The following is a 15987-nucleotide window of genomic DNA, read 5'->3' on the forward strand; positions in this document are numbered from 1 at the left end:
GTGATGAACCAAAATAAAGACAAAAAAATATAATAATATACCCTTGGGCTAGTTAAGCGCTAGCGCTCAACTAGCACCACGGGTTGATGAAAAACCTTGAAAACACCAATTAACCAAAAACCCCCCTCACTTAGCCTTCGGAATTAAATGGGCCAATGCCGGAGCGGTTTTGGTTCTTCCTTCACTCACCGCATCGTTTTAAAGCGCCTCGCGAATAAGCTTTTTGTGATAACGAACGGACAATACGCCAAACAGCGAATAGCAGACCGTGTAAATCGCCATCACCGTCAACATCGGCGTCCACAGTTCGGTGCCGAAAAAGAACCAGCCGGAACGGACAGCGAAATAGCTGTGAGACAATCCGAGCAGCAACGGAACGCCAAAGTAGAACAGCTGTTTCCGCCGGATGCCCCCGAGCAAGTCGCTTTCGGTGAAGCCGAGCTTGCGCAAAATCGTGTAGTTCGGTCGTTCTTCTTCTCCGGCCCCCATTTGCTTGAAGTAGAGAATGCAGCCGGAGGTGACCAAAAAGGCGAGCCCTAAAAAGGTGACGACAAACATGATCAACCCGAACGTCTGCTTTTGGTGGCGGCTCATCGCCAGGCGCGAATCGGCGATGGAGGCGAACTCCATACGTTGGAACAGTTGATCGGCTCGGTCGATGCTTGTTTCATCGGTCAGATGAACGCCGATGTGAACCTTTTTCTTTTGAGGATCGATCCCTTTTTGCAGACGGGCGAACATCGTTTGATCGATGACGACCGTCGGCATGCCGTACGTGAAATGGTAGTTGATGTAATAGTCTTTTTTCATTCCAACGTAATGCAGAGGGATCATGCGCCCGTTTTCTTCCAGCCGAATCGTTCCCGTTTCTTTAAAGGGAAGGAATTGGCGAAGAAAGTCCTGATATCCCGTAAGCAGCGCTTCCCCAGGCTTGACATCGATGCGGCCTGTACTCGTGTCGCTGATCACCGATAACGGTGTGGCGGACGGGTGAAACTGGAGTCGGCTTTGGTCGGCGACGTCCAAAATCATGGAAATATCAGTCGGTACTTCCATGACGTCAATGACGGTTTCCCGATAATGAATATCATGCGATCGCAACGCAGCTGTGAAACGGGCGGCGTCCTTTTTGTCGGTGAACGCGAAATCGGCGGCGACGTTGTTTTGCGCGGATTGCTCGGCTGAATAGTAGGAAATATAGCTTAGCGAGATCAACCCGATCGCGACGGCCGACACGGTCGTGATGATGGTGAGCAGCAATGCATTTGATTTCATGCGAAACATGAGCGATGACAGCGACAGTACGTCGTTGATCGACAAATAGCCGCCTTTGCGCTTCCGCCATAGGTGGAACAGAAAGCTGATCGTTCCTTTGAAGAACAAATAGGTGCCGATGATGACAGCGCCTAAAATGAACGCCATAGCCATGAATAATCCTTGAACGGACTTCCAGTCGCTGCTAAACAATTTCGTCGATATACCATAGCCGCTGCCGATGAGGATGATCCCTGCCAGCCCCACGACCATGTTCCAGGCAGAGATGTGTTTCGCCTCGGTCGCCGATATGGAGCGGAACAAGGATAAAATCGTTTGTTTTTGGAGAAACAGGCGGTTCATCCCCATCATGAAGGTATAAATTACACTAAACACGATCAACGTTTGTCCCAATGCCTGAACGGAAAAGGATAGGGACGCCGTTAAGTGAATATCGATGATTTTAAACAAAATCATCATCAGCAGCTTAGAAGCGGCAAATCCCATTAAAATGCCAATGATCAGTGTACCGTAATAGAGAAGGAAATTTTCAGCGGCCAACATGAAAAAGATCGTTCTTTTCGTCAACCCGATCAATTGCAGCAAAGCAATTTCGGTGCCGCGCCGTTGGATAAACAGGGCGTTGGCGTACAAAAGAAAGACGCCGACGATGACGATCAGAAGCATCGAGCCGGCGCGAACCGCTGCCGCCCCTTTTACTCCCCCTTTGATGGCATCCAAGGCCGGATCATATTGCAACGTCACGAACGAGAAATACAAGGCCGAAGCAAACATCAAGGCAAACACGTACAAATAATAATGTTGAATGTTTTGTTTGATGTTCCGAAACAGAAGCCGTTTCATGTTCATGGACGGACACCGCCCAGCACGCCTTGCGTTTGCATAATGGCTTGGAAAAATTGTTGCTGCGTTTCTTCCCCTTTATACAACTGGGTATACAATTGTCCATCTTTGATAAACACGACACGGCTCGAGAAACTGGCCGCAGCTGGGTCGTGGGTGACCATGATGATCGTCGCCTTCCGTTTTTGATTCAATTGCTGCAATTTGTGCAGCAAATCAGAAGCGGATTTCGAATCGAGCGCGCCGGTCGGCTCATCAGCAAAAATGATGCTCGGTTCATGGATGAATGCCCGCGCTGCGGCGGTGCGCTGTTTTTGCCCGCCGGAAATCTCGCTCGGGTAGTGGTGTTGGATCTCGTCAATGCCAAACTCGGCCGCCAGTTCTGCAAATCGTCTCTCCGCCTCTTGTTTGGGCGTTTTCGTAATCGATAAAGGCAGAAGGACGTTCTCTTTGACCGTCAGTGTGTCAAGCAAATGATACTCTTGAAAGATGAATCCGACATGGCGTTTGCGAAATTCGGCCAGTTCTCGGTCTTTCATGGCGGCGATGTTCGCTCCTCCGATGAAAATGGCGCCCTCGCTCACCCGGTCGATCGAGGAAAGAACGTTCAGCAGCGTCGTTTTCCCTGATCCGGAAGGCCCCATGATCGCGAGAAACTCCCCCCTCTCCACACGCAGATCGATGCCTTTGAGCACCTCTTGTCGGTTCTTTTTCGTTCCGTAAATTTTGTGAATGTTGGTTGCTTCCAATATGACCATATCGTTTTCCCTCCTTCGTTTCCATCATAAGCAATGGTGCTGGTTTTTTCCTGCGTTTGGCCGAACAAAATGAAACCGCATGTGACAAAATCGTCACATGCAGTGCGTGCGGATGATGTCATTTTCTTGCGGAAATATGATCGTAAACGTCGTTCCGCGCCCAGGGGTGGATTCGACATGAAAGTCAAGAAGGAGCGGCTTGGCTGCTTTTTTCGCCAAATACAGCCCCATCCCTGTCGCTGCTTTATTTTGATGTTCGGTGGTGGAGGTGAAGCCTTTCTCAAAAATGCGCGGCAAGTCCTTTGGATCAATGCCGCGGCCGAAATCTTGAATTTGCAAGCAGGCATGCCGGCTTTCCATAAAGCTTTTCACGACAATATCGGATGACTCGCTGTATTTCACCGCGTTCGTGATGATCTGCCTGATGATGAACGAAAGCCATTTGGCATCGCTCAGGACGGAGCGGACGTCTAATTGAAGGTCAAAGCCGATGCCTTTTTGCATACACCACGATTGCAATGGCTGAATCTCATTGACGAGAAGCGGCTCAAGCTCGACTTGTTCGATATATAAATCGTTTTCCATGCGCGGCAGCCGTTGTTGATGAAGCTGCTGATCGAGAAGCAGGTGAATGCGCAGCCACTCATACAAGAGCGGAGACTTGGTGTTTTCATCCTCGACCCGTTCGATGATGAGCCGCATGGCCGTAAGCGGCGTTTTCATTTCGTGAATCCATGACAACCATTCATCTTTCTCTTGTTCCAATGTAGCGCGGTGTTCCGCCTGTTCTTGTTTCCATTGGTCCGTTTGGCTGGCGATGACGCGCTCAACGATTCTCTCGAACGGACTTGCCGCCCGCAGGACAGAGACAGGATCGAGACCGAATTCCCACTCTTGCAAACGTTGATAAAACGCCGTTTCTTTTTTCCAGCGGATGATGACAAAGACAACAAAGATGATGGTCGTTAAAAAGACGATATAAAGGGCGGAGGAGAAGGGAATCGTCGGATCCAGATAAGCGACAAACAAGATGAACAGCTCCAGAAAGAGAAAGAGGGCCATCCAGCTTTTTCGTTCCCACAAATAGTCTTTGATCATCAGTGGCTCCCTTCTTCCGTTGCCATATAGCCTTGTCCGACTTTTGTTTCAATGAAGCGTCCCAAGTCGAGTTCGTCGAGTTTTTTCCGCAGGCGGTTGACGTTGACGGTCAGCGTGTTGTCGCTCACAAACCGCTCGTCCTGCCACAGCCGTTTGATCAGCTCCGTGCGAGTGACGATTTGGTTTTTCTTCGTTAATAAATGTTTCAAAATCAACAGTTCGTTTTTTGTCAGCTCCACTGTTCCGCGTTCATTCGAGACCGTGCTTTTCTCATAGTCGATCGTGGCTCCAAGCCATGTTTGCAGCTGAATGGGTCCGGCGTTGTAGTGGTACACGCGGCGAAACAGCGCCTGGATTTTGGCGATCAGCACGTCAAAATGAAACGGCTTTTGGATGTAATCATCCGCCCCAAGCTGCATCGACATAACCATGTCGGTCGGGTGGTCGCGCGAGGATAAAAACAAAATCGGGACGTTCGAATGCGCACGAATTTGCCGGCACCAGTGGAATCCATCAAATTTCGGCAACTGGATGTCAATGATGACCAAATGCGGCTTGCAATCCGAAAACTCTTCCATCACACGGCTGAAATCGCGGATGCCGCAAACGTTGTATGACCATTGTTCGAGACGTTCTTTGATTTCTTGAAACAACGTTGCGTCATCTTCAATGAGCAAAATGTTCAACTTTGCCTCACCCCACTTGTTTCTATTGGGAGTTCCGTTTTCATTATATTTGTTTGACCGTTCGGGGAAAAGGAGGTTCAAAATGGAAAGCATGAAAATGTATTAGACAGCAAAGCGATGGCCGCTGTTCGTGATCGGCGGCGGTTGGTGTATGCGGCCGAACGGGGTGCGTATGGCAAAAAGAGCTTGAAGTGATGATCAACGATGGGCTATCATGGATATGGAGGATGGAGAAGGAATGGCCAAATGGTGGTGCTTGATTGTTTGAGCTATGCTATGCGCAAGGAATGTATAGGAGTTAGAAATCATCGTTTGACGGAGGATTGGAATGGGAACAACATTTAGGAAAGGTTTTTTATTTTGTCTCTTCTTGTTTATCTGTCTTCTCCATGTGTCTCCTTCCGCTAAAGCGGAAGCGGCCGGACCGCGTACGCAACAGCTTCCTGGGCGCGTGCTCGATTGGGTCATGGATGATCAAAATGGGTATATTTATGCGCTCACGGAAAAGGGGATGTTATTATTTATTGAAGCGAGCACATTGGCGATCGGGGGCGGGAAAATTTTCTTCACGGACAATAGCCTCACGTTGACGGGAATCGATTGCCGTTTATGATATGAAGACGAAAAAACAATAGCGGATCCCAAAGGTATTCATCAATCCAATGATTGTGTATGACAAAAAACAAAATGTATTGTATGTCGGACAGGAAGGAACATCGGATCACGCTCTGTATGCGGTGCGGCTTTCTGATTGGCATGTTTCGGAACTGTTGTCCTTCCCTGGAGGGGACGATGCCTTTTTTATGAACGGCGGGGAGATTTTTTACGGAAAGGCGCGCATCAATCCAGCCCAGCCCGGCGCATTGGTGGCCGCTGAATTTCCGGAGCCGCTGCGGGCGGCGAGCGGTCAATATATCATCACCAGCCGAGCCATTTATAACCGGGCAACAGAAACGAAAATCGCCGATTTGTCATCTGAAGCGTTGCTCGCAACGGCTGGGGATGATGGAATGATCTTCACGTATCGAAAAGTGGCTACGGACCATTATTTGATTAAGCAAAAACCGTCTCGATAAACCGCCGCTGCTGGGGGAGCGTTGGTGCTTCGCCAGAGCGGCATGGAAAATAAGCTAACCAAAAAAGTTTTCACAACGTCTTGACGGGATCGTACCTCCGCCCGTCTAGTTTTATAAAGAAGCAAATATGTCATAATGAGGATGATGTCCAAGGGTGAACTTTCCAAGGCGTTCAATCACTTAAACACGTCCGTTCACAGATAGGAGGGTCTTTCCATGTCACAGCAGCGTAAATCGATCATCCCCGACGACTTTTTATGGGGCGGGGCAGTGACGTCGTTCCAGACGGAAGGGGCGTGGAACGAGGGTGGAAAAGGGCTGTCGATCGTTGATGCGCGCCCGATTCCAAAAGGGCATTCCGACTGGAAAGTGGCGGTCGATTTTTACCACCGCTACAAAGAAGACATCGCGTTGTTCAAGGAGCTCGGCTTTACCGCCTACCGGACGAGCATCGCCTGGACGCGCATTTTTCCAGACGGGGAAGGGGAGCCGAATGAGGCGGGCTTGGCGTTTTATGACGCTGTGTTTGATGAATTGAGAGCGAACGGCATCGAGCCGGTCATTACGCTGTACCATTTCGACTTGCCGCTGGCGTTGGCGAAAACGTATAACGGCTTTGCCTCGCGGAAAGTCGTCGACTTGTTTGAGCGGTACGCACGCACCGTATTTGAGCGTTACCGTGGGAAAGTGAACTATTGGTTGACGTTCAACGAACAAAACTTAGTGTTGGAGAACCCGCATTTATGGGGGGCGATCTGCCCGGAAGACGAAGACCCGGAAGCGTTTGCCTACCGCGTCTGTCATAACGTGTTTATCGCCCACGCGAAAGCCGTGAAGGCGCTGCGCGAAATCGCTCCCGAGGCGAAGATCGGCGGGATGGTGACGTATTTGACGACGTATCCGGCGACATGCCGGCCGGAAGATGCCCTCGCCAACGTGCAGGCGAAAGAGCTGCTCGTCGATTTCTTTTTTGACGTGTTCGCCCGCGGCGCCTATCCGTGCTATGTGACGAATCGGCTTGAGAAAAAAGGGATCGTCTTGCCGCTTGAAGAAGGAGATGAGCCGCTGCTGCGGGAGCAGACGGTCGACTTTTTGTCATTCAGCTACTATCAAAGCCAAATCGTCCGCCATCAGGAACAGGATGAGCGGATCATCAAAGGGCTTGAATCGAATCCCCACTTGCCAAAGACAAAGTGGGGCTGGGCGATCGACCCGATCGGTTTGCGGATTGCCTTAAAAGATGTGTACGCCCGTTACGAAATGCCGATTTTCATCACCGAAAACGGCATTGGACTGGAAGAGGAGCTAAACGAGAACGGCACGGTCGAGGATGACGAGCGGATCGACTATTTGCGCCGCCATATCGAACAGATGAAGCTGGCGATGGAAGAAGGAGTCGAGGTGATCGGCTATTTGATGTGGGGCGCGACGGATCTGTTAAGTTCGCAAGGGGAGATGCGCAAGCGCTACGGCGTCATTTTCGTCAACCGGGACGACGAGAACTTGCGCGATTTGAAGCGCTATAAGAAAAAAAGTTTTTATTGGTTCCAGCGCGTCATTCGCACGAATGGGGAAGAGCTGTAAAAAGAGGCGGGGAAGCCCCCGCCTTTTTACCAGTCTTTAGGGCGACCGTGGCGAATGTTCAATCGTTTAAAATGTTTGTCCCAAGTAACGACATCTTCTGGGGGATTCGCTTTTGCATGAGCGGCGATATACGCGTCAATGAAATCCACCTTTTTCTCGCCATAATCTCGAAGCGCCTGTTGCACAACATCTTTTTCCTCTGTTTCGATCCCGATCCCGTTGGTAAACTTTAATAAGGCGGCGGAAATGTCGGACGGCGATGCTTGATAGACGGAGGCCAGCACCCAGCAACATTCTGCGACGACGAGCGGATTAAGGCGCAAAATCAATTCTCCTGCTTCTACTTTCTGCAACATGTCGCCAACTTCTTCCGCAAGCTCTTGGGGATGGCCGGTCATGATTCGAATCACCACATTTGTGTCAATCCACAGCTTGCGAGTCACTTAGTTTTCCTCCCCGTCTTTCAATTCTTTTGCTCCCATCGTACGATAGACTTCATCTCGGATTTCCTCAACGGGGCGGAACGGCTGATTGGTTTTGAGAATGCCGATTAATTCTGACAAGCGATATTTCTTCGTGACTTCGACTTTGATTTCCCCATCTTCATTTACAATAAACGTAAGATCGTCGCCTTCAGCAAGGCCTAATGTTTTTCGGATTTCAGCAGGAATGACCACTTGCCCTCGGCTAGACAGTTTGCTTGTCGCTTTCATGACGATCGGCGATGGTTGATCCGAAACATTCATTTTCTCCATTGGTGCGTTTCGCTCCTTCCTACACACTTTTTATACTTACTTTTATTATATGTCTTATTTTTGTGTTTAATCAATCATTGAAAATCATATTATTTTTGGTGTGGTAAGAAGTTGTGTGGGGGACAACAACAATGATGAGAATGGACATTGAACGCCCTCCTACCTACGCTCATGCGTGGAAGAGGGGGGCTTCTCGGTTTGGAATGATAAAAAAGCCGGTCCCATCAAGGGACCAGCTGTTTTCACGGCTCGCGGTCAAACAGCAAGACGCGCGCCGGGGCGGCGTCGGTGCCGACGAGTTTGAGCGGGGCGGCGACCATGAAATAGCGGCCTTCGGGGACCTCTTTTAGCCGCAGCCCTTCGATGACGATGACGCCGGCGCCAAACAGCGTTTTATGGGTCGGGTGGCCTTCTTGCGCTCGCTCAATGCCAAGGGCGTCGATGCCGACGCCGCGGATCCGTTTGTCGGCCAAATAACGAGCCGCCTCTTCGGCGACGAAAATAAACTCGAAATGGAACGCATCTTCCAACGAGTTTTTTGTTTTGAACAAAACGAAGTCGCCTTCTTGAATATCAAGGTGGGCGATATCGTTTTTTGTGATCCGGTCATTGACGTCGGTTAAGTCAAACAATTTGCACGGGCCGACAAGGTGGTCAATGGGAATCGTTTCAAATGTCGCTCCGCCTTCGACCATATGGAGGGGCGCGTCAATATGCGTGCCGGTGTGCACGTCCATGTCAATGCGCGATTCGGTCACATAGCCGTTTGTGACGGTGGTGCGCTTCGGCTGTTTTTCCGGTTTGTTTTTATACACGGGCATGCCCTCGTAAATCGGGGCGGTGACGTCATACACCTTCATCGTTCATTCGCTCCTTTGCATGAGGGATAAAAGGGGCAAGCGCCCCAAGTTGGTTTGTCAAAGAGGACGCGATGGGCGCAACGGAAGGGCCATCGCGTCTTTACGACCGCGGATGCTCGATCGGCCACCAGTGGAAGCCGTCTTTTTTGAGCAGCTCGTCCGCGGCCGCCGGGCCCATGGAGCCGGCCGCGTAGTTTGGAAAGTCGGCCGCTTTCGTGTTCGCCCACACTTCAGAAATCGGGTCGACGAACTGCCATGACGCCGCCACCTCGTCCCAGTGGGTGAAGTTCGTCGCATCGCCGCGCATGCAGTCGTACAGCAGTTTTTCGTATGCTTCCGGCGTGTTGATGCCGTCGATGCAGTTGTTGCAATAGTCGAGTTGAAAGGGAGCTGTTATGGTCGTCGATTCGCCCGTTTTTTTGCCGTTTAAATGAAGGGTGATCCCTTCATCCGGCTGGATGTGGATGACGAGCAAGTTCGGGGCGATCGTCTCATTCGTCCGGTAATACAAGTTCATCGGCACATCTTTAAATTGGACGACGATTTTCGTCGATTTTTCCGCCATCCGTTTGCCGGTGCGAATGTAAAACGGCACTCCGGCCCAACGGAAGTTGTCGATCAGGAGTTTTCCGGCGACAAACGTTTCCGTGTTCGAGTCCGGGGCGACGTTTGGCTCCTCGCGGTACGCCGGCACGTTTTTGCCGTGGATCACCCCGCGCCCGTATTGGCCGCGTACGAAATAGCGGTCGACTTCATCGTGCACAATGGGGCGCAAGGCGCGCAGCACTTTCACTTTTTCATGGCGGATGTCATCGGTCGTCAATTTAATCGGCGGTTCCATCGCCAACAGGGCGACCATTTGCAGCATATGGTTTTGCACCATGTCGCGCAGCGCCCCAGAATGGTCGTAGTAGCGGCCGCGGTCTTCAACGCCGAGCGTTTCGCTCGATGTGATTTGAATATTGGCGATGAACCGGTTGTTCCAAAGTGGCTCGAAAATGGCATTTGAGAAGCGGATGACCTCGATGTTTTGCACCATTTCTTTGCCGAGGTAATGGTCGATCCGGTAAATTTCCCGCTCGGAAAAGACGCGGCGAATCTCGCCATTCAGCTTCTTGGCGCTCGCCAAATCATGGCCGAACGGCTTTTCGATGACGAGCCGCTTAAAGCCACGCGTTTCCGTCAATCCTTCCGACTGCAAGCGGGACGTGACGGTGCCGAAAAATTCCGGAGCCATCGCCAAGTAAAAGATGCGGTTGCCTTCGGTCTCGTATGTGCCGTCGAGCTGTTCAAGGAGCGACTTTAAGCGCTGGTACGACTCGGCTTCCGTCACGTCGAACGGATGGTAATAGAAATGGGAGGTGAAACGCTCGTCGACGAGCTTTTGCTGAAACGCCGTTTCCACCGAGTCGCGCACATAATTTCGAAACTCTTCCGGCGATAACGGGCGGCGCGCGACGCCGACGACGGCAAATTGTTCGTTCAAATGCCCTTTTTCATACAGGCGGTAAAGGGACGGAAACAGCTTCCGTTTTGCCAAATCTCCCGTCGCTCCGAAAATGACGATGATCGATTTCGGGTTCATGTTGTCCACCGTATGTACCTCGCTTTAGCCAAATTTGTCTCTTCAATGAAATCATTGTAGAGGTTTGCCGGCGGGAACGCAAACACTTTGTTGCGTTCCCGCCGGCAAAGCGCCTATGTTCATGAAAGAGTCGGGTGTCAGCCCGGTGTTTTTGAGCGAAAAAGAAAGTTGAAAAGCCGTTCCGACATTGGTACGCTAACAACAGGCAATGATGAGCGAGATAAGGAGTGAAGCGCGTTGGAACTGTTGTTTTTAGGCACCGGCGCCGGCGTGCCGGCGAAAGAGCGCAACGTATCGTCCGTCGCTTTGCAGCTGCTTGACGAGCGGGGGGCGACATGGCTGTTTGATTGCGGCGAAGCGACGCAGCATCAAATTTTGCATACTGCCATTCGCCCGCGCCGCATTGAGCATATTTTTATTACTCACTTGCATGGCGACCATTTGTTCGGGTTGCCTGGATTGCTCGGCAGCCGTTCGTTTCAAAGCGGCGAGACGCCGCTTACAGTCTTTGGCCCGAGCGGTCTGCGCGCGTTTGTCGAAACGGCCCTTGCCGTCAGCGGGACAAAGCTCCGGTATGAACTGAACATTGTTGAGATCGATGAGGGCGTCATTTTTGACGACGACCGGTTTACCGTCATGGCCAAGCGTCTCGACCACGGCATGCCGTCATACGGTTTCCGCGTCGTCGAAAAAGATTTGCCCGGCCCGCTGTTGGTCGATCGATTGCAAGCGCTCGGCGTCCGTCCCGGCCCGATTTACCAACAAATCAAGCAGGGGAAAACGGTCGTGCTCGAGGACGGCACGGCCATCGACGGGCGCGAATTTGTCGGGCCGCCGCAAAAGGGGAGAATCGTCGCCGTGTTGGGCGACACCCGTTTTTGCGAAGCGGCGATTGAACTCGCCCGCGATGCCGATGTCGTCGTCCACGAGGCGACGTTTGCCGCGGCGGAACAGCGGCAGGCCCATGACTATTTTCATTCCACGACCATCGACGCAGCCGAGGTGGCGAGGCGGGCCGGGGCGAAGCGGCTTATTTTGACCCATATCAGCTCTCGCTACCAAGGTGCGGCGGCATGGCAGCTCGTCGCCGAGGCGCGCGGCGTGTTTCCGAATACCGAACTGGCCGCTGATTTCGCCTCGTTTCCCATTCCGCGCGAAAAATAGAGGCTAGAACCGCCAGCCGCGCTCATATTGGACTGGAGCTTCGATTTTCACGCCCAGCTCTCTCGCCGCGGCGTATGGCCAATACGGGTTGCGCAGCAGCTCGCGCGCCAAAAAGACGAGGTCAGCGCGGCCGTTATGCAAAATTTCTTCCGCCTGCCAGCCGGACGTAATGAGGCCGACGGCGCCGGTCGGAATGTCCGCTTCGCGGCGGATCAGTTCGGCAAACGGCACTTGGTAGCCGGGATAGGCGTCAATAGCAGCCGGCACGACCGCGCCGGAGCTGACATCGACGAGGTCGACGCCTTGTTCTTTCATCCGCTTGGCGTATGGGACATAATCTCTCGCCGTCAGCCCGTCCGGATGGTAGTCGGATGCCGAGATGCGGACAAAAAGCGGTCCGTCCCACACTTCGCGGACGGCGTCGATTACTTCGCCCAAGAAACGGTAACGGTTTTCCGGCGAACCGCCGTACTCGTCTTGGCGTCGGTTGGATAAAGGCGACAAAAATTCATTGATTAAGTAGCCGTGGGCGGCGTGGATTTCGATGACGTCGAAACCAGCTTCCTTCGCGCGCCGTGCGCCATTTTGGAACGCCTGCACCGTCTCTTCAATGTCGGCTTTCGTCATTTCTTTCGGCGTCCGCGACGATTCGTTGAACGGGATGGCCGACGGGGCGATGATCTCCCCTGGCACTTCCGACTTCCGGCCAGCGTGGGCGAGCTGGATGCCGATGGCCGCGCCATGCTCTTTCACAAGTCCGACGAGTTCGCGAAGCCCCGAGATATGGTCATCGCTCCAAATGCCTAAGTCGCGTTCGGAAATGCGGCCTTGCGGGGTGACACCGGTCGCTTCGACGATAATCAAGCCGACTTGGCCGACAGCGCGCGTTGGGTAGTGGATTTTATGCCACGTGCGTACGGCGCCGTCTTTCGTGTCGCACGAATACATGCACATTGGCGACATGACAATTCGGTTTTTCAGCGTCAGCCCGCGGATCGTATACGGCGAAAACAACATCGTGTTCATGACAAGCAGCTCCTTTCTATGACAATGAATAGTTCATTACTGAATGATAGCACGCTGCTTATCAAAAACAAAATGAAACGGATTGTTGCCGTGTTCGGACTAGGCGGGAAAGCGAGCGGCGCGCTCCGGAGGTCCGCTCTTTACGCTTCGGCGATGGCAGCGAGAAGAGCGCTGCCGAGCTCTTCGGAACGGGCCGTCGCCCGGCGGATGCAGGCGATGACCGCCTCTTGGAACCGGTATTGCTCAAGCACCTTGATGCCGGCTTCGGTCGTGCCGCCCGGGCTTGTGACTTCGCGGCGCAGGACGGACGGGTGCTTATCGGATGCTTTCAACATTTCCGCTGCACCGATGATCGTCTGTAAAATGAGCGTTTTGGCAATATCGCGCTCGAGGCCGATGTCGGCTGCCGCTTTTTCCATGGCTTCGACCAAGTAATAGACATACGCCGGACCGCTCCCGGACAGGCCGGTGACTGCATGCAAATCGCGCTCCGGCACGACGGCGACGATGCCGACCGTTTCAAACAGCTGTTTCGCGACGTCAAGATGCTCTTTGGAAGCAAAACGGCCGCCGGCGATCGCGGTCGCCGATAAGCTGACAGCGGCCGACGTGTTCGGCATGGCGCGCACGACAGGGACGTCGCATCCGGCGAGCTGTTCGATCGTTTCGGTCGTGATGCCGGCGAGCAGCGAGAGAATAAGCTGGTTTGCGCGAAGGGCCGGCGCGATGGCGTTCATGGCTTCCGCGACATCTTTCGGCTTCATCGCCAAAATGACGACATCCGCCTGTTTGACGGCTTCTTGCGCCGAGCCCGCCGTGCGGACGCCGTATTGGCGCGCAAGCGCCTCGAGCCGGGCGCGGTTTTGTCGGTTGGTGACGATAATGTGCGCTGGATGGCAAAATGCTTTCGTCATGCCGGCGATGAGCGCTTCTGCCATCGAACCGGCTCCGATCAACGCGATTGTCCGTTCGTTGTTCATCGTTCGACTCCTCCTTGCATTGGCGTATAAAGTCAGGCAAAAGAAAAAGGTTTTCCGCCCTGCAAAAGGACGGAAAACCTTCGTTTCCGCGGTACCACCTTTTTTGGCCCGATTTGGCCCAAGCGCCAAACAGGCCCGACTCTGCCCCGATAACGCCGGGGTGGCGTTTAGGTTGGCCTAACAGCTCCTAGGGTAGGTTCAACCGCAAAGAGGGCAGCAAAGCCTTCCAGCCGCGGGCTTCGCTCTCTGTTGCCGTTTGCGGTTTACTGGCCCTGTTCATCGCCGGTTTTGCCGTATCCGTGATTTTACTTGCCATTATGCCGTGGGACAGGCGCGATTGTCAAGAGAGGAGCATGAATTTTTTTGCAATTCCGGCGTGCGGAAGAAAAAGGCATGACAAACGGATGAAATCGGTGTAAACTGTAAAATAAAATATAATGAATAACCATTCATTTTGGCGATGAAACGGCTCGAACGGGATGGTTCACGAACTTTGAGGAAAGAAGGGAATGGAATGAACGAGGAACGAGTGTACCGGATCACGGTGCCGACGCCGTTTCCGGTCGGTGACGTGCATATGTATGTGATCGCCGGCGACCGGCTGACGTTGGTCGACGCCGGAGTGAAAACAGAGGAAGCGTGGCAGCTGTTTGTGAAGCAGCTTGGTGAGATTGGCTATGCGCCAAAGGATATTGAACAAGTTGTCATCACTCATCATCATCCGGACCATATCGGCTTGCTTGACTATTTTCCGCATGCGCCGATCATCGGCCATCCGAAAGCTGATCCGTTTTTGCGCCGCGAACGTTCGTTTATGGATCGGTACGTCCAATTTTTTCAGGAATTTTTTACAGAATGCGGCGTCGACCGCCGCTTGTTCAGCCAGCTGTCCAAAGAAGGCGGATCGCTTCGCTACGCAAGTCGGCGCGGGCTTGACATCATGGTGACGGAAGGGAACGCGGTGCCGGGGATGCCTGGGTGGCAGGTCATCGAAACGCCGGGGCATGCGCAAAGCCATATCGCGCTCTACCGCGAGGAGGATGGGCTGTTGATTGCCGGCGACCATTTGCTCGTTCATATTTCCCCCAACCCGATGATGGAGCCGCCGGCGGAAGGGGAGACGGAGCGGCCGAAACCGTTATTGCAATACAACGAATCGCTGCAAAAAATGCTGCAATACGACATCGTTCGTTCGTTAAACGGCCATGGCGACGATGCGACCGATATTCCGGCGCTCGTTCGCGAGCGGCTTGCCAAGCAGCGCCAGCGCGCCGAGCGGGTGCTCGAAATGGTGCAAGAGCGTCCGCACACCGTGTTTGAAGTGTGCCAAAAGCTGTTCCCGGCCGTGTATGAACGTCAGCTCATGCTGACGATGTCCGAGACGATCGGCCAGCTTGACTATTTAGAAGCGAACGGATATGTGACGAAAAAGCAAGAAGACGGCCATTACGTTTATGAAGCGGCGGGGGTGTCGGTGTGCGGCTGAAGGGGCGCCATGTCGTCATTACCGGAGCGTCGGGAGGTCTCGGTGAGCAAATTGCCTATGAAGCAGCGCGCCAAGGGGCGATGCCGGTGCTGTGCGCGCGCAATGAAGAAAGGTTGAAAGAAATCAGCGCGCGAATTGAAGCGCAAACCGGCATTCGCGCCCCGTATGCGCCGCTTGATGTCAGCGATCGCGATATGGTCGACGCTGTATTTTCTCGGTTCATCGCTGAACTTGGCGCGATCGATGTGCTGGTCAACAATGCCGGGTTTGGCGTCTTCCGCTATGTCGAGGATATCAACTTGGATGAAATGGAGCGAATGTTTGCTGTCAACGTCTTCGGCCTCATCGCCTGCACGAAGGCGGTGTATCCACATATGAAAGAGAGAAAAAGCGGTCATATTATCAACATCGCCTCGCAAGCAGGCAAAATCGCGACGCCGAAGTCAAGCGTCTACTCAGCGACGAAACACGCGGTTCTCGGTTTTACCGACGGCCTTCGCCTCGAGGCGGAGCGCTTTGGCATTTTCGTTACGGCCGTCAATCCGGGGCCGGTGGAGACAAACTTTTTTTCGACGGCTGACGAATCGGGAGAGTATGTGCGCAATGTCTCGCGCTGGATGCTGCGGCCGGAAGTGGTGGCTAGGTGCGTTGTCGCTGCGATGATGACGCCAACGCGCGAAGTGAGCATGCCGCGCTGGATGGATCTCGGCGGCCGCTTGTACCGGCTCGCCCCCGGCCTTGTCGAAAAAGTGGCGAAACGGGCGTTTTTCCAAAAGTAAGCGAGGGGGATGACCCAAAAGGGTCATTTTCC

At 53.1% G+C, this 15987-nt stretch carries 16 protein-coding genes; 6 read left to right on the plus strand and 10 right to left on the minus strand.

Going from position 1 to position 15987, the window contains the following annotated elements:
* Positions 1–198: 198 nt before the first annotated feature.
* The 4 genes from LG52_RS03685 to LG52_RS03700 form a co-directional block, all read right to left on the minus strand.
* A complete protein-coding gene (locus LG52_RS03685; protein WP_044730913.1) occupies positions 199–2124 on the minus strand; it encodes an FtsX-like permease family protein in 1926 nt (641 codons plus the stop codon).
* Complete coding sequence (locus tag LG52_RS03690; protein WP_044730914.1) at positions 2121–2876, minus strand: ABC transporter ATP-binding protein; 756 nt, start codon at positions 2874–2876, stop codon at positions 2121–2123. The genes LG52_RS03685 and LG52_RS03690 overlap by 4 nt, the downstream gene beginning before the upstream one ends.
* Before the next feature lie 93 nt (positions 2877–2969).
* Positions 2970–3974 carry a sensor histidine kinase gene (locus LG52_RS03695; protein ID WP_044730915.1) on the minus strand — a complete coding sequence of 335 codons (1005 nt, stop codon included), beginning with the start codon at positions 3972–3974 and terminating at the stop codon, positions 2970–2972.
* On the minus strand, positions 3974–4660 hold the full coding sequence (locus tag LG52_RS03700) for a response regulator transcription factor (RefSeq protein WP_044730916.1): 687 nt from the start codon (positions 4658–4660) through the stop codon (positions 3974–3976). The genes LG52_RS03695 and LG52_RS03700 overlap by 1 nt, the downstream gene beginning before the upstream one ends.
* A gap of 328 nt (positions 4661–4988) precedes the next feature.
* Between LG52_RS03700 and LG52_RS20460 the strand changes: the two genes are divergently transcribed.
* From LG52_RS20460 to LG52_RS03710, 3 genes are all read left to right on the plus strand, one after another.
* A complete protein-coding gene (locus LG52_RS20460; RefSeq protein WP_231584417.1) occupies positions 4989–5273 on the plus strand; it encodes a hypothetical protein in 285 nt (94 codons plus the stop codon).
* 49 nt (positions 5274–5322) lie between these two features.
* Positions 5323–5736 (plus strand): hypothetical protein, encoded by a 414-nt coding sequence (locus LG52_RS20465; RefSeq protein WP_231584418.1) that lies wholly within the window; start codon positions 5323–5325, stop codon positions 5734–5736.
* A gap of 216 nt (positions 5737–5952) precedes the next feature.
* Positions 5953–7320 (plus strand): glycoside hydrolase family 1 protein, encoded by a 1368-nt coding sequence (locus LG52_RS03710; RefSeq protein ID WP_044730917.1) that lies wholly within the window; start codon positions 5953–5955, stop codon positions 7318–7320.
* A 26-nt stretch (positions 7321–7346) separates the two neighbouring features.
* Here the strand turns inward: LG52_RS03710 and LG52_RS03715 are convergent, their stop codons facing one another.
* The 4 genes from LG52_RS03715 to zwf form a co-directional block, all read right to left on the minus strand.
* Positions 7347–7763, minus strand: a complete 417-nt coding sequence (locus LG52_RS03715; RefSeq protein ID WP_075261716.1) for a PIN domain-containing protein — start codon at positions 7761–7763, stop codon at positions 7347–7349.
* Positions 7764–8075, minus strand: coding sequence for an AbrB/MazE/SpoVT family DNA-binding domain-containing protein (locus LG52_RS03720; protein WP_044730918.1), 312 nt, complete (start codon positions 8073–8075; stop codon positions 7764–7766). It abuts the gene before it with no gap.
* A gap of 242 nt (positions 8076–8317) precedes the next feature.
* Positions 8318–8935 (minus strand): cyclase family protein, encoded by a 618-nt coding sequence (locus LG52_RS03725; RefSeq protein ID WP_044730919.1) that lies wholly within the window; start codon positions 8933–8935, stop codon positions 8318–8320.
* Positions 8936–9035: 100 nt separating this feature from the next.
* Positions 9036–10520, minus strand: coding sequence for a glucose-6-phosphate dehydrogenase (gene zwf, locus LG52_RS03730; RefSeq protein ID WP_419761073.1), 1485 nt, complete (start codon positions 10518–10520; stop codon positions 9036–9038).
* Between the two features lie 237 nt (positions 10521–10757).
* Here zwf and rnz point away from each other — a divergent pair, with 237 nt between their 5' ends.
* Entirely contained in the window at positions 10758–11684 is a 927-nt protein-coding gene (rnz, locus tag LG52_RS03735) for a ribonuclease Z (RefSeq protein WP_044730921.1), read from the plus strand.
* A 3-nt stretch (positions 11685–11687) separates the two neighbouring features.
* Here the strand turns inward: rnz and namA are convergent, their stop codons facing one another.
* On the minus strand, positions 11688–12710 hold the full coding sequence (gene namA / locus LG52_RS03740) for an NADPH dehydrogenase NamA (protein WP_044730922.1): 1023 nt from the start codon (positions 12708–12710) through the stop codon (positions 11688–11690).
* A 140-nt stretch (positions 12711–12850) separates the two neighbouring features.
* Positions 12851–13690, minus strand: coding sequence for a pyrroline-5-carboxylate reductase ProI (gene proI, locus LG52_RS03745; protein ID WP_044730923.1), 840 nt, complete (start codon positions 13688–13690; stop codon positions 12851–12853).
* A gap of 514 nt (positions 13691–14204) precedes the next feature.
* On the opposite strand from proI, the gene LG52_RS03750 reads away from it, so the two are divergent.
* Complete coding sequence (locus tag LG52_RS03750; protein WP_044730924.1) at positions 14205–15176, plus strand: MBL fold metallo-hydrolase; 972 nt, start codon at positions 14205–14207, stop codon at positions 15174–15176.
* Positions 15167–15955, plus strand: coding sequence for an SDR family NAD(P)-dependent oxidoreductase (locus LG52_RS03755; RefSeq protein ID WP_044730925.1), 789 nt, complete (start codon positions 15167–15169; stop codon positions 15953–15955). The genes LG52_RS03750 and LG52_RS03755 overlap by 10 nt, the downstream gene beginning before the upstream one ends.
* The last annotated feature ends 32 nt before the right edge of the window (positions 15956–15987 follow it).

This window comes from Geobacillus kaustophilus (assembly GCF_000948285.1).
Lineage (GTDB): Bacteria > Bacillota > Bacilli > Bacillales > Anoxybacillaceae > Geobacillus > Geobacillus thermoleovorans_A.